Genomic DNA, 12,854 nt, shown 5'->3' on the forward strand with positions numbered 1-12,854 from the left:
GACCGGGGCTCTTGAATGAACGCTACCTCGATCAAGTGGATCGCCAGCATCGTGTTCGGCTTGCTGGTGGGCCGGGCGGCCTTCAGCGTGGTCAACCCGCTGCTGATCATAGCGTTCGGTTTGAACCACCCGGCAGCGCAGCCCTACGTCCCGGACGACCCCGCCGTCGTGGACCGCATGCTGCTCACAGGCACGATCATTTCGGTGGTGATCACCGTCGTGGTGGCCGCGGCGCTGCTGCGCATCCCCAACAATCGCCGCCTGGCGGGCTGGGGCTGCGTGCTGCTCGGCGCCTCGCTGCTGCTGGCGCTGCCGGCCAGCATGCTGATGATGGACCCGGCCGCGCATGATCCGGCCACGGCCGGCGCGCGGGCGGCCAACGACGCCAACACCGCTCTGTTCTTCTGGGCGCTGATCTTCGGCCTGCCCTATCTGGGCGGCGGATTGCTGCTGACGATCGGCGGCACCATGCTGATCCGCAAGCACCCCGCGGCGGCGTAACAGCCGCAAGGTTTTGCGGGATCAGCGTGCCTTTTTACGCCCGCCGGCCGCGCGACACGTCGTCGGCCACGCCGCGCGGCAAGGCGAACAAGTCCAGCATGCCGGCCAGCGACACCAGCCCCACCACCAAGAACGCCAGCCGGTAGGCCGCCCCGGGCGCGCCTTCCAGGCCCAGCACCGGCACGGCCCATTCACCGATGCGGATAGCGATGGCGCCCAGCGCAACCCCCATCCCCAGCGCCAATTGCGACATGGTGGAAAACAGCGTGTTGGCCGCGCTCATCTGCGGTTGCGGCATATCGGCGAAGGCCAGGGTATTGAGCGCCGTGAACTGCATCGACCGCGACATGCCGCCGATGAACAGGATCAGCGCGGTCAGCGCCACGGGCATCTGCGGCCCGATCAGGGCGCACGCGGCCAACGCCACGGTGTTGATCGTGCCGTTGCCCAGCAGCGTCGGACGGAAGCCGAAACGCCGCAGCACCTGGGTCGTGAACAGCTTCATCGACAAGTTGCCGGCGAACACGGCGATCACCAGCAGCCCGGCATGGAAGGCATCCATGCCATACCCCACCTGGAACATCAGGGGCAGCAGGAACGGCACCGCGCCCACCGACATGCGAAACAGCGAACCGCCCCAGAAATTGACGGCGTAGGCGCGAATTTTCAGGGGCGACAGCGTCAGCATGGGATGCGCGTGGCGGCCCAGGTGGCGCACGCCCAGGGCCAGCAGCGCGGCGCTGGCCGCCATCCACAGGCCAATGCGGGCCCATGACGGCGCCGCGCCGCCGAACTGTTCCAGCGTCCACAACAAGCTCGACAGGCCGCCGCCGATCCACAGGAATCCGGCCCAGTCGAAGGGGCGGCGCTCCGTGGCGCGGTCGTCGGGAATCAGCACCCAGGCGGCAACGAGCGCCGCCAGGCCCAGCGGCAGGTTCAGGTAGAAAATCCAGCGCCACGACGCATACGTGGTGATGAAGCCGCCCACGGGCGGGCCCAGCACCGGCGCGGTCAGCGCCGGCCAGGTCAGGATGGACATGGCGCGGATCAGTTCGTGCTTGGGCGTGTGACGCAGCACCACCAGCCGGCCCACCGGCACCATCATGGCGCCACCCACGCCCTGCAGCACGCGCAGGGCGATGAACGACCACAGGCTGTCGGCCAGCCCGCAAGCCAGCGAGGCCAGTGTGAAGATCACCAGGGCCGCGCAGAACACGCGGCGCGCGCCGTGGCGGTCGGCCATCCAGCCGCTGATGGGGATAAAGATGCCCAGTGTCAGCAGATAGGCGCTGACGCCCAGGTTCAGGTCCACGGGCAGGACGCCGAAGTCCTGCGCCATGGCGGGCAAGGCGGTGGTGATCACCGTGCCGTCCAGGTTCTCCATGAAGAACGCGGCGGCGACCAGCAAGGCGGTGAAAAACAGGCGGCGCGCGTCTGGCGGCGCGGCGACGGGGGCAGTTTGAAGTGCGGGTTGAGTCATGATGAATGCGGTCCCGATGCGGGGAGCGCCTGCGCCAAACCCGGCTTGGCCCAGCGTTCGTCCGCACAGGCGCGCCCGGCCGCGGCGAAGGCGGTCCGAAGGCGCGTTGGATGACGTGAACGCTTACGGTGCGGCGGCGAACTGCCGCGGCAACGGGAGAATATTACGGGGTGGCGCTTAATTCGGCCTGAAAAAATGTGGCAAAAGTCAGGCGTCGTTGGCCGTTTTGGTCTGTTTGGCGGCCGACGCATTCAAGGCCACGGTGGCGCGGATCAGCACCGCCAGCGCCTGGCGGCGGGGCGCCGGCCCCGTATGCGCTGAAATTGCAGTCTGACACCTTTTTTACCGGCCCCGCGGAACGCCCGGCAGGCCCGCCCGGTACAATTTCCGGCGCTGTTTCCCTAATCCGCCTCTCCTGTCGTCCAAGCTCCTCGCCCATGTCCAATCTCATCGTCCACGGCGGCACGCCCCTGCGCGGCCGCGTCATCCCGTCGGCCAACAAGAACGCCGTGCTGCCCGTGCTGTGCGCCACGCTGCTGACCGATCAGCCGCTGCGGCTGCATGGCGTGCCCGACATCACCGACGTGCGCAAGATCCTGGACATCTTCCGCACGCTGGGCAGCGAGGTGCGGCTGGACGAAAGCACCCGTACACTGGACCTGCACCATCGCGACACGGCGTTCGACGCCGCGCGGCACCGGCTGCCCGAAGAGATGCGCTCGTCCATCATGCTGGTGCCGCCGCTGCTGGCGCGCTTTGGCGTGGCGCGGCTGGAAGACAACGTCAAGGGCTGCACGCTGGGCGTGCGCGAAATCGACCCGCACGTGGACATCTTCCGCTCGTTCGGCGGCGAGGTCGAACGCGCCAGCGGCTCGCTGCTGGTGCGCAGCGCCGGGCCGCTCAAGCCCACCCACCATTGGCTGGATTACGCCTCGGTGACCACCACCGAAAACTTCGTGCTGTGCGCCGCGGCCGCGGCCGGCGAGTCGACCCTGACCAATGCCGCGTCGGAACCGCACGTGCAAGAATTCTGCCGCTTCATGGCGATGATGGGCGCCGACATCGACGGCATCGGCACCTCGCGGCTGACAGTGCGGGGGGGCGCAGACCTGCGCGGCGGCGAGTTCACGTTCGAGGAAGACTTCCATGAAATCACGACCTTCCTGGCGCTGGGCGCGATCACCGGCGGCGACGTCGTGGTGCGCAACAGCACCCCGGGCAATTTCCCGCTGATCGACCGCACGTTCGCCAAGTTCGGCGTGCAGATCGTGCACGAAAATGGCTGGTCGCGCGCGCTGCGCAGCGGGCCGCTGAAGGTGCAGACGCCCTTCACCAGCAATGTGCTGACCAAGGTCGAAGCGGCGCCGTGGCCGTACTTCCCGGTGGACCTCCTGCCCATCTTCATCGCACTGGGCGTATGCGCCGAGGGCAACGCGATGTTCTGGAACAAGGTCTACGACGGCGCGCTGGGTTGGACCGGCGAATTGTCCAAGTTCGGCGCGCACGTGTTTTCGTCGGACCCGCACCGCGTCATCACCTTCGGCGGCAATCCGTTGACGCCGGCCGTGGTGGAAAGCCCCTACATCATCCGCGTCGCCATCGCGCTGTTCATGATCGCCAGCAGCATCGACGGGCGCTCTGAAATCCGCAACGCCACGCCGATCCGCCGCGCCCACCCGCGCTTCGTCGAAAACCTGCGCAGCCTGGGCGTGCAGGTCGAATGGACCAGCGAGGAATAAGCCGGGTTTCCTATAATCGGGAGTCAGCCAAGGACGGCGCCGCGTGGCGCCCTACCCCCACCAGGACCCCTACATGCTTTCGATTACCCGCCAGGATATCCACGTGCCCACCCGGCAAGGCCGCCTTTTCGCGCGGCGCTGGGACCCCGCGGGCAAGGATGCGAACCCGGCGGGGAATGGCAGTGCGGCGGCGGATCTGGCGCCCATCGTGCTGTTCCACGACTCGCTGGGCTGTGTGGAGCTATGGCGCGACTTTCCCGAGAATCTGGCCACGGCCACCGGCCGCAGCGTCATCGCCTACGACCGGCTGGGCTTCGGCCAGTCGGCCCCGAACCCCGCCACGCTTGCCACCGGCTTCGTCGAAGCCGAGGCCCGCGAGGGCTTCCATGACCTGCGCCTGGCACTGGCCATCGGCCGTTACATCGGCCTGGGTCACAGCGTGGGCGGCGGCATGGCCATCTGCGCCGCGGCCGCCTACCCCGGCGACTGCGTTGCGCTCATCACCGAATCGGCCCAGGCCTTCGCCGAAGACCGCACGCTGGATGGCATCCGCGCGGCCCAGCGCAACTTCACCGAACCCGGCCAGCTGGACCGACTGAAGAAGTACCACGGCGACAAGGCCGCCTGGGTCCTGAGCGCCTGGGTCGACACCTGGCTGTCGCCCGCGTTTGCCGATTGGAACTTGAATGAGCCCCTGCGCCAGGTGCGCTGCCCCGTGCTGGCGCTGCACGGCGAGCTGGACGAATACGGTTCGGCGGTGCACCCTGAGCGCATCGCCGGACTGACCGGCGGCAAGCAGGCGCTGCTGGAGAACTGCGGCCACGTGCCGCATCGCGAACAGGAACGCATCGTGCTGGACCTGGCCGGCCAATGGCTCAAGGCCGTCGCCGTGCCGTAGGCCGTCGCCTGCCGCCGGTACGCGCGTTCCCCTCGGAACCGCGCGTACCGGCGTGATACCTTATATACCGCCGCATCCACGCAGCGGCACGCCAACGCCGCGCCCGGCCCCCTGTCGTAACGCCACGCGCGACGCGCTTTCGCAGTCCCCAGCCGCAAGTCCGTCCCACCCTACGGAGTGTCAGGAACATGAGCCATCTGGTTTTGCTGCTGCTCGGCATCGATTACCTGCACAAGCGCGCCCGCGCGCTGGCCATCGGCGGCTGGATCGTGCTGGCCGCCGGCGTCACGATCTTTGTCGACGCGCTGGATGGCGCGCTGTATTTCCCGCTATACCTGTTTGCCGTGCTGTTCGTCATCGAAGGGCTGGCCACGCTGGCCATCGCCACTTCGGGCGTCGGCGGCCAGCGGGTGCTGCGCTACGCCAAGGGCGTATTCGTGCTGACCGCCGGCATTCTGATCCTGGCGGGCCACCACCACGGCCATTTCCTGCTGTCGATGATCTTCGGCTTGCTGTTCCTCGTGGACGGCCTGATGCAGTGCATCGCGGCCTACGTGGTGCGCTACCCGCGCTGGCGCTACGTATTCGCATCCGGCGTGGCCGAGGTGCTGCTGGCCATCTTCTTCTTCCAGCCCTATCCCACCCATTATGTCGGCACCGTGCCGTACTGCCTGGGCCTGTTCCTGGCGTTTTCGGGCATGAAGCTGCTGTGGCTGGCCCGGCGCGTGCACAGCCTCGATTCCAACCCGGCCCTGGCGGCCAATCCGCACCCCGACTTCATGCCGACCCGCATCGACGGGCCGGCCCAGACCGTATTCGATGGACCGCCCCAGGCGAGCGAGCGGGCGTTGACGGTCCATGTCTGGACGCCGTCCGGCTCGGCCAAGACGGCCACGCGCAACTATCCGGTGCTGGATCGCTACATCGCCGCCGTGGACATCAACGGCGTGGTGTCCACCGGCCATGCCGCACTGGAATCGCCCGAAGGCGTCTACATCAGCCTGTATCCCGCGCAAGAGATCGACCATTCGCCCGAACAATTCGGCACCTTGCTGCGCGCCACCGCCGACAACGACGTGCCGGGGGTCTACCAGCCCGACTATGCCACCGAGTCCCAGGCCTGGTGCCCGTCGACCATGCAGGTGCGCATCCGCAATTACGACGCCGGCAAGCTGCAGGCATTCTGGGACAGCTACCGCCAGACCGAGATCTACAACCTGACGCACCGCAACTGCTCCAGTTCGGTTTCGGCCGCGCTGGAGGCGGCGCTGGACGGCGTGGTGGGCCGGTTGCATGGCCCGCGCGCCGGTTGGGGCGTGCTGCTGCGCCTGATGCTGACGCCTGAACTGTGGGTAGCGGCGCAGATCCGCAAGCGCGCCCTGACCATGGCCTGGACCCCGGGACTGACGCTGGACTATGCCCGCGCGCTGAGCATGCTGGCCGATCCGCGGCCGTTCGGCTGGTGGAAGATGTCGCAGGCCGCGATTCGCCAGATCGCGGCGCTGCGCGCCGGCTGGCGCCGCCAGGACCGCGAGGCCGGCGCCCGCAACGCGCAGACCCAGCCATGATGGGGCTGCTGGCCGTGGGCGTGGCCATCGTGGCCGGCGCGGCGTGGGGCGCCTTGGCGCTCTGGTTCCAGCCGGCAGGCGATGGCAAGAAGCGCGCGCTGCTGCCCGCGGCCTGGCTGGCGCTGGCAGCCGCCGCGTTGATCGGCCTGGCGTTCGGCCACACCCTGCCCGCCTGGGGCTTCGGGGTATTGCTGCTGGCGCTGCTGGCCTGGTGGCATTGGGGCGTACGCCCGTCCAACGATCGCGAATGGATCCCCGAGGTCGCCCGCGTCACGCAGGGCTCGGTGCGGGGCGACACGCTGACCCTGCGCAACGTTCGCAATTTCGACTGGCGCACGGCCGCCGACTACGACGTGCGCTGGGACACGCGCACCTACGATCTGTCGCGCCTGGCGTCGGTGGACCTGGCGCTGTCGTATTGGGGCCGCCCGGCAATCGCGCATGCGCTGGTGTCGTTCGGCTTTACCGACGGCCAATATGTGGTGTTCTCGGTGGAGATCCGCCGCAAACTGCGCGACAAGTTTTCGGAGATCGGCGGATTCTTCCGTCAATACGAGCTGTCGGTGCTGGCCTCGACCGAAGAGGACAGCCTGCGGGTGCGCACCAATGTCCGCGGCGAGGATGGCTATCTGTACCGCGTGCACATGCCGGATGGCGCAGCCCGCAAGCTGCTGTTGTCGTATGTGGACACCGCCAGCCAGCTGGCGCGCCAGCCCCGCTTCTACAACACGCTGACGGCCAACTGCATCACCATCATCTACCAGCTGGCCGACAAGATCGTGCCCGGCCTGCCGCTCGATTACCGGCTGCTGCTGTCCGGGTATCTGCCCGAATACCTGTACCGGCTGGGCACGCTGCAAGGCGCGGACAGCGCGGCGGCCTACCGGCGGGCCGGCCGCTATACCGACCGCGCCCGCGCCACGACGGACGCCACGCAGTACTCGCGCAACATCCGGCTGGGCGTGCCCGGCATATCCCAAGACGGCGATAGCGCCGACGCCGCCGGCCCACGCGGGCTGGATACCCCGGCCTAGGGCCTGTTGACAGGCCCTGGGTCCGTCACGTCAGATTCAAGCCCCCATCCGACAGCAGGATTTCCCCTGTCAGATAGTCGGACTGCACCAGCAGCGCCACCGCCTGGGCGATGTCGTCGGGACTGGCCGCGCGCCGCATCGGCGAGCGCTCCTTCCATAACTGCTGCGCCTGCCTCCAGTCTTGCGTCAGCGGCGTATCCACCAGGCCGGGCGCCACCGCGTTGACGCGGATGCCCGGGGCCAGCGACACAGCCAGCAGCCGGGTCACGTGGTTCAGCGCGGCCTTGGCCGCCGCATAGGGAATGGACGCGCCCTTGGGCCGCACCCCTGCGTGCGAACTCACATTGACGACACAGGCCGGTTTGCCGGTTGCGGCCGACGCGAGCAGCGCGGCTTGCGCCTCGGCGACCAGGCGAAACGGTGCGACGACATTGACTTCATGCATCTCGTGCCACACGTCCGGCGTGGCGGCCGCCAGGTCGCCATGCGCAATAACGCGGCTGATGCCGGCATTGTTGACCAGCACGTCCAGCCGGCCCCACGCGGCCACGGCCTCGCGCACCAGCCGGACCCGGTCCGCGTCGACAGCCAGGTCGGCCTGTATGTACACGGCCGAGCCCAGCTCGGCGGCCAGGGCCTGCCCCGTATCCGCCGAACGGCGTGAATGCAGGACCACGGAATAGCCGTCGCGCGCCAAGCGCCGGGCGATGGCCGCGCCGATGCCGGACGTGGATCCGGTGACCAGCGCGACGGGAGATGGATGCGACATGGTTGGGTGCTACGCGGAAGAGGATGCGCCCGCCCCGCCGGGGCAGCGGCCGATGAAAGCGGCGATCCGTGCGGTGATGTCCGCCGGGTGGTCCAGGCTGGGCAGATGCGCGGCGCCGGCGGACGCACAGGCCTCGCCCTGCGGCAGGATGCCGGCTACCCGGCGCGCGCGTTCCTGGATATGGGGAAAGTCCAGATCGCCCCAGATCACCAGCGCCGGGGCCGTGAACTCGCGCAAGCGCGAGTAGGCCGCCACGTCGTCACGGCTGGCTCCCATGGGCGCGGCGCGCAGCGCTCGCCCGTGCATGTCCAGGAACTGCTCGCGCACCGCGCCGGCGACCCGGCCTTCGGCGGCCAGGGGGCCGTCCAGGAACAGGCGCGCTTTCAGGCGGTTCACGCCGTCGAGATCGCCCGCTGCCTCGACGGCCTTCAAGGGCGCCATCAGCGCCTGCATGGTGGGCGGCAACGCCACTTCCGGCGAGCCGGCCACGGTGGGCGAAATCAGCACCAGCCCCCGCACGGCCGCGGGATGCATCAGCGCTGCGTCCATCGCGATGCGCGCGCCTTGGGAACAGCCAACCAGAATCGCCGGCTTGCCGTCCGCGACGGTGTCGATGACCGCCATCAGGTCGGCCACGGCCGAGTGGTCCTCGGCTTGCCCGCGCGTGTCGCCAAAACCGCGCCGGTCGTAGGCAATGGCTTGGCAGCCAGCAGCGCCGAGGCTCTCAAGCTGCGGCCGCCACATGCGGCGATCGCAGATGGAAGCATGCAGGAAGACGACGGGGTCGCCGCTGCCCACGGCGTCGGCAGCCAACACGGCACGGCCGCAGGCGATCTCAAAACGGGAATGCATGGCGTGTCCTTGCAAGCGCCGGAAAGAGCGGCAATCTTACTCCCGGGCGGACGACGCCAGGCTGTCCAGATAGGCACACAGCATGTCGGCCAGCGCGCCGGCATAAGCGTCGATGTCTTCGGCGGTGTGCGGGGTTTCCGAGAACTGCTTGCCGACCGCGCTGAGCGTGGTGGTGATCAGGTCGCCGGCCAGGGTTCGCGCGGCATCGGAAGCTTGCGGCAAGGCTTCGCGCAGAAAGACCAGGACGATGCGGGCGCCCTCTTCCTTGGTGGCTCGCGCTTCGGGCGCATCCCGGTACAGCGGCGCGGTGTCGTTGAGCGCCACGCGCATCACGGCCTCCTCGCATTCCGACCGGACGAACGCAACCACCAGCGTGCGCAGGCGCTCGCGCGGAGGCTGGCTGGCGTCTTCGAGAATGCGGCGCAACAGGCCAGACGTCTGCGCCCATTCATCCATCTGCAGCCGGTACAGAATGGCGGCCTTGTTGGGAAAGTATTGATAGAGCGAGCCGATGCTGACGCCGGCCTTCTCGGCGACACGCGCGGTGGTGAAGCGCTGCGCGCCCTCTTTGGCCAAAACCTGAGCCCCGGCCTGCAAAATGGCGGCGACCAGCTCCGCCGAGCGGGTCTGCTGGGGCTGTTTTCGCTCTGAGAGCTTGGCGCTGCGGTGGGTGGCCATGGGTGTCCGGAAATGCGAATAGAGAAATGCGACGAATTCGTCGTATTCTAAATCACCTTCTGACACCGGACATATCGCATGACCAACACCCTCACTTCTTCCCCCCTCGCGCCCTTGCTCGACCTGCTGTTCACGCAAGCCGATGCCTCTTGGTCCACTGCCGACCCCGCCCTGACCAATCTGTCCGAAGACGAACAGACGCGCCTGATGCGCAGCAAGACCGACTACCGGGACTTCTATGGCCGCATGAAGGATCTGCCGCTGGCGGTGTCGCCCGAAACCGGCACCCTGCTCTACATGCTGGCGCGCAGCGGAAAAGCCCGCACGATCGTGGAATTCGGCACCTCGTTCGGCATCTCGACGCTGCATCTGGCGGCGGCACTGCGTGACAACGGCGGCGGCCGCCTGATCACCAGCGAATTCGAACCGTCCAAAGTGGCACGGGCGCGCGACAACCTGACCGCGGGCGGCCTGGTCGACCTGGTTGAATTCCGCCAAGGCGACGCGCTGCAAACGCTGGCCACCGACCTGCCGGACCACATCGACCTGGTTCTGCTGGACGGCGCCAAGGCGCTGTACTCCGACATCCTGACGCTGCTGGAAAGTCGCTTGCGGCCGGGCGCCATGATCGTGGCGGACAACGCCGACTACTGCCCCGAATACCTGGCTCGCGTGCGTTCACCGGAATCGGGCTACCTGTCCACGCCGTTCAGCGGCGACGTCGAAGTGTCGATGCGGCTGGGTTGATCGGCACGCGCCAGCGCTCAAACCCGCGCCTGCGCCGGCCGCGCCGCGGCTTGCGGCTCTGGCCGGCCCAGGAACAGGAACACGACCAGCGCGGTCAGCACGGTAATGGCCGCCAGTATCCACAGCAAGGTGGCGAACGCATTGCCCGATGCGTGCGCCAGCACCGCGCGGCCCACATCCGGCAACAGCCGGGCCGCCGCCGGGAAATCGCCCGCCGCCAGGCGCTGGGCGGCATCGGCCGTCTGCGCACCCGGCACCGCCGCCGCCAGATGACGCGAGGTCAACGCCACCTGCACCGCGCTGACGATCGCCAGCGCCACGCCCTCGCCCGCAACCCGCGTGGTGCTGAAGATGCCGGTAGCCATGCCGGCGCGCTCCTTGGGCACGACGCTGACGGCCAGGCCGTCCATCAAGCCCCACGGCAGGCTGATACCCACGCCGATCATCAGCATCGGGCCGATCAACGCCTGCACGTCGCCGCGTCCCATCGCCAGGCCCAGCCACGCCAACCCGGCCGCGGACGCCAGCAAGCCCGCGCCGCAGATCACGGCCGGCGCCAGCCAGCGCGTCAACAAGCCGGCCGCCAGCGGCAACAGCAGCAATGGCGCCGACAACGCGATCATCATGCGGCCGGCCTCGATTTCGCTCAGGCCGTCCACGGCGATGAAGCGCACGGGCAGCAGGATCAGCAAGACCACGAAGGCGTACGCCGGCGCGGCAGCCAGCAGCTGCACGCCCAGAAAGCGCCCATAGCGGAACAAGGTCAGGTCCAGCATGGGCCGCGCCGTGCGCAGTTCAATCGCGGCAAACACGGCGAACAGCAATACCGCGCCGGCCAGCATCGCGACCGTCACCGGATCGCCCCAGCCATCTTGCGGCGCGCGCAGGATACCCCAGGTCAAGAGCGCCAGGGCCGCGGTGAACGTGACCGCGCCCGGCCAGTCCAGCCGTCCCGCCGACGGGTCGCGCGATTCGCGCAAGGTCCTCGCGCCCAGCCCAAAGGCGATGGCGGCCAGCACGATCACCAGCAGGAAAATGCTGCGCCAGCCGTAATGCTCGATCAGCCAGGCCGACGAGATCGGGCCGAACGACAGGCCGGCGCCGAAGCTGGCCCCCAGCAGGCTGAAGGCGCGCATGCGCGATAGGCCGTCGAACTCCTGCGCCAGCGCCGCCGCGCCGCCGGAAAAGATGGCCGCGCCACCCAGGCCCTGCGCGGCGCGCAGCAGGTCGAACGCGACGATACCGGGCGCATAGATCAAGCCGATGGACGCGGCCAGGAATACGGCCGTCCCTGCCAGGAACACGCGGCGGCGGCCATAGCGGTCAGCCAGGGCGCCGGCCGCCAGCAGCGCGCTGCCGAAGGCCAGCATGAAGGCGTTGGTCACCCAGTTCAAGGCGACCGGGCTGCCGCCCAGCGCCTGGGCGATCGACGGCAGCGCGATGGCCGGGCCGGTGAAACTCAGCGGCATGGCCGCGCAGGCCAGGCACACGGCAATCAGGATCAGGGTCTTGCGGGCCGCGGTTAGCGGCGCTGAAGCGATGGGCGTCATGGAAAAACCGGAGAAGAAGGAACGGTATTGAAGATACCTGCGCCTCCTGTTCGGATAAATGAGGTAAAAATCCACACATAAGAGAATTAATTTCCTCAATGGAGGCCCCATGGACCGTCTGAGCGGATTGATGCCGTTTGTCCGCAGCGCCGAGCTGGGCGGCTTTGCCGCTGCCGCGCGCGACCTGGACCTGTCCGCATCGGCTGTCGGCAAGGCCGTGGCCAAGCTGGAAAAAGACCTGCACGTGCGTCTGTTCCAGCGCAGCACGCGCCGCATGCAGCTCACCGAAGAAGGCCAGCTGTTCTACGAACGCTGCAAGCGCATCCTGGAAGACCTGGACGACGCCCACGCCATGCTGTCGCAGACGCTGGAAGTGCCGCGCGGGCGGCTGCACGTGAGCGCGCCGCTGGTCAGCTATCACTTCCTGCTGCCGGTGCTGCCGGAATTCGCGGCGCGCTATCCGGACATCGAACTGGACATGGACTTCAACGACCGGATCGTCGACCTGATCGGCGAACGCGTGGACGTGGCGATCCGCAGCGGCGATTTGCCGGATTCACGATTGGCCGCCCGGTCGCTGGGCAAATACCGCTTGCAGCTGTGCGCGGCGCCGACCTACCTGGCGCGCCACGGCATGCCCGCCCGGCCGCGCGACCTGGTCCGGCATCGCGCGGTGCGCTTTCGCTATCCCAACGCCGGCACCTTGCAGGAATGGCCGCTGGCGTTGCCTGCCGGCGAAGCGCCACCGCACATTCCGACCGCGTTCACCTGCAACAACATGGAAGCCCTGCTGGGCGCCACCGTCAGCGGCTTCGGCATTGGCTGCATGCCGGACTTCCTGGTGCGCGGCGCAGTGGCCAATGGGTCGTTGCAAGTGGTGCTGGCCAATCATGTGCAGGGCGAAGGCCGCTTCCAGGCGCTATGGCCGTCGAACCGGAATTTGTCGCCCAAGGTCCGGGTATTCGTGGATTTCATCACCGAGCGGCTGTTTCAGGACGGCCACTGACGGCCCTGGCGACGCGTGTCGGCCGGCACCTC

General features: G+C 68.2%; 12 protein-coding genes. 7 read left to right on the forward strand and 5 right to left on the reverse strand.

Annotated features, from left to right (window positions below):
- Nucleotides 1-15 precede the first annotated feature (15 nt).
- Nucleotides 16-501 (forward strand): hypothetical protein, encoded by a 486-nt coding sequence (locus A9974_RS14765; RefSeq protein ID WP_183004919.1) that lies wholly within the window; start codon nt 16-18, stop codon nt 499-501.
- A 34-nt stretch (nt 502-535) separates the two neighbouring features.
- Here the strand turns inward: A9974_RS14765 and A9974_RS14770 are convergent, their stop codons facing one another.
- On the reverse strand, nt 536-1,981 hold the full coding sequence (locus tag A9974_RS14770) for an MFS transporter (protein ID WP_183004920.1): 1,446 nt from the start codon (nt 1,979-1,981) through the stop codon (nt 536-538).
- A gap of 437 nt (nt 1,982-2,418) precedes the next feature.
- Between A9974_RS14770 and A9974_RS14775 the strand changes: the two genes are divergently transcribed.
- From A9974_RS14775 to A9974_RS14790, 4 genes are all read left to right on the forward strand, one after another.
- A complete protein-coding gene (locus A9974_RS14775) occupies nt 2,419-3,720 on the forward strand; it encodes a UDP-N-acetylglucosamine 1-carboxyvinyltransferase (RefSeq protein WP_183004921.1) in 1,302 nt (433 codons plus the stop codon).
- A 73-nt stretch (nt 3,721-3,793) separates the two neighbouring features.
- A complete protein-coding gene (locus tag A9974_RS14780; RefSeq protein ID WP_183004922.1) occupies nt 3,794-4,618 on the forward strand; it encodes an alpha/beta fold hydrolase in 825 nt (274 codons plus the stop codon).
- A gap of 188 nt (nt 4,619-4,806) precedes the next feature.
- The gene (locus A9974_RS14785) at nt 4,807-6,186 is read left to right on the forward strand and encodes an HdeD family acid-resistance protein (protein ID WP_183004923.1); all 1,380 of its coding nucleotides are present in this window, start codon (nt 4,807-4,809) and stop codon (nt 6,184-6,186) included.
- The gene (locus A9974_RS14790; RefSeq protein ID WP_183004924.1) at nt 6,183-7,220 is read left to right on the forward strand and encodes a DUF4105 domain-containing protein; all 1,038 of its coding nucleotides are present in this window, start codon (nt 6,183-6,185) and stop codon (nt 7,218-7,220) included. The genes A9974_RS14785 and A9974_RS14790 overlap by 4 nt, the downstream gene beginning before the upstream one ends.
- 25 nt (nt 7,221-7,245) lie before the next feature.
- On the opposite strand, the gene A9974_RS14795 is transcribed toward A9974_RS14790, so the two are convergent.
- Genes A9974_RS14795 through A9974_RS14805 form a run of 3 tightly spaced genes read right to left on the reverse strand, consistent with a single transcriptional unit; the run spans nt 7,246 to nt 9,519 of the window.
- Nucleotides 7,246-7,989 carry an SDR family NAD(P)-dependent oxidoreductase gene (locus A9974_RS14795; RefSeq protein WP_183004925.1) on the reverse strand — a complete coding sequence of 248 codons (744 nt, stop codon included), beginning with the start codon at nt 7,987-7,989 and terminating at the stop codon, nt 7,246-7,248.
- Nucleotides 7,990-7,998: 9 nt separating this feature from the next.
- Nucleotides 7,999-8,841, reverse strand: a complete 843-nt coding sequence (locus A9974_RS14800; protein WP_183004926.1) for an alpha/beta fold hydrolase — start codon at nt 8,839-8,841, stop codon at nt 7,999-8,001.
- Nucleotides 8,842-8,877: 36 nt separating this feature from the next.
- Complete coding sequence (locus A9974_RS14805) at nt 8,878-9,519, reverse strand: TetR family transcriptional regulator (protein ID WP_183004927.1); 642 nt, start codon at nt 9,517-9,519, stop codon at nt 8,878-8,880.
- A 78-nt stretch (nt 9,520-9,597) separates the two neighbouring features.
- Here A9974_RS14805 and A9974_RS14810 point away from each other — a divergent pair, with 78 nt between their 5' ends.
- A complete protein-coding gene (locus A9974_RS14810; protein WP_183004928.1) occupies nt 9,598-10,266 on the forward strand; it encodes an O-methyltransferase in 669 nt (222 codons plus the stop codon).
- Between the two features lie 17 nt (nt 10,267-10,283).
- Here the strand turns inward: A9974_RS14810 and A9974_RS14815 are convergent, their stop codons facing one another.
- Entirely contained in the window at nt 10,284-11,816 is a 1,533-nt protein-coding gene (locus A9974_RS14815; RefSeq protein WP_183004929.1) for an MFS transporter, read from the reverse strand.
- Nucleotides 11,817-11,925: 109 nt separating this feature from the next.
- On the opposite strand from A9974_RS14815, the gene A9974_RS14820 reads away from it, so the two are divergent.
- On the forward strand, nt 11,926-12,822 hold the full coding sequence (locus tag A9974_RS14820) for a LysR family transcriptional regulator (RefSeq protein ID WP_183004930.1): 897 nt from the start codon (nt 11,926-11,928) through the stop codon (nt 12,820-12,822).
- Nucleotides 12,823-12,854 lie beyond the last annotated feature (32 nt).

It is taken from the genome of Achromobacter sp. UMC71, from assembly GCF_014170305.1.
In the GTDB taxonomy this organism is placed as follows: domain Bacteria; phylum Pseudomonadota; class Gammaproteobacteria; order Burkholderiales; family Burkholderiaceae_B; genus Achromobacter.

Excerpts from the sequence above, each read along its gene's own strand:
- A9974_RS14765 (WP_183004919.1), top strand. The coding sequence starts at position 16 with ATGAACGCTACCTCGATCAAGTGGATCGCCAGCATCGTGTTCGGCTTG.
- A9974_RS14770 (WP_183004920.1), bottom strand. The coding sequence starts at position 1,981 with ATGACTCAACCCGCACTTCAAACTGCCCCCGTCGCCGCGCCGCCAGAC.
- A9974_RS14775 (WP_183004921.1), top strand. The coding sequence starts at position 2,419 with ATGTCCAATCTCATCGTCCACGGCGGCACGCCCCTGCGCGGCCGCGTC.
- A9974_RS14780 (WP_183004922.1), top strand. The coding sequence starts at position 3,794 with ATGCTTTCGATTACCCGCCAGGATATCCACGTGCCCACCCGGCAAGGC.
- A9974_RS14785 (WP_183004923.1), top strand. The coding sequence starts at position 4,807 with ATGAGCCATCTGGTTTTGCTGCTGCTCGGCATCGATTACCTGCACAAG.
- A9974_RS14790 (WP_183004924.1), top strand. The coding sequence starts at position 6,183 with ATGATGGGGCTGCTGGCCGTGGGCGTGGCCATCGTGGCCGGCGCGGCG.
- A9974_RS14795 (WP_183004925.1), bottom strand. The coding sequence starts at position 7,989 with ATGTCGCATCCATCTCCCGTCGCGCTGGTCACCGGATCCACGTCCGGC.
- A9974_RS14800 (WP_183004926.1), bottom strand. The coding sequence starts at position 8,841 with ATGCATTCCCGTTTTGAGATCGCCTGCGGCCGTGCCGTGTTGGCTGCC.
- A9974_RS14805 (WP_183004927.1), bottom strand. The coding sequence starts at position 9,519 with ATGGCCACCCACCGCAGCGCCAAGCTCTCAGAGCGAAAACAGCCCCAG.
- A9974_RS14810 (WP_183004928.1), top strand. The coding sequence starts at position 9,598 with ATGACCAACACCCTCACTTCTTCCCCCCTCGCGCCCTTGCTCGACCTG.
- A9974_RS14815 (WP_183004929.1), bottom strand. The coding sequence starts at position 11,816 with ATGACGCCCATCGCTTCAGCGCCGCTAACCGCGGCCCGCAAGACCCTG.
- A9974_RS14820 (WP_183004930.1), top strand. The coding sequence starts at position 11,926 with ATGGACCGTCTGAGCGGATTGATGCCGTTTGTCCGCAGCGCCGAGCTG.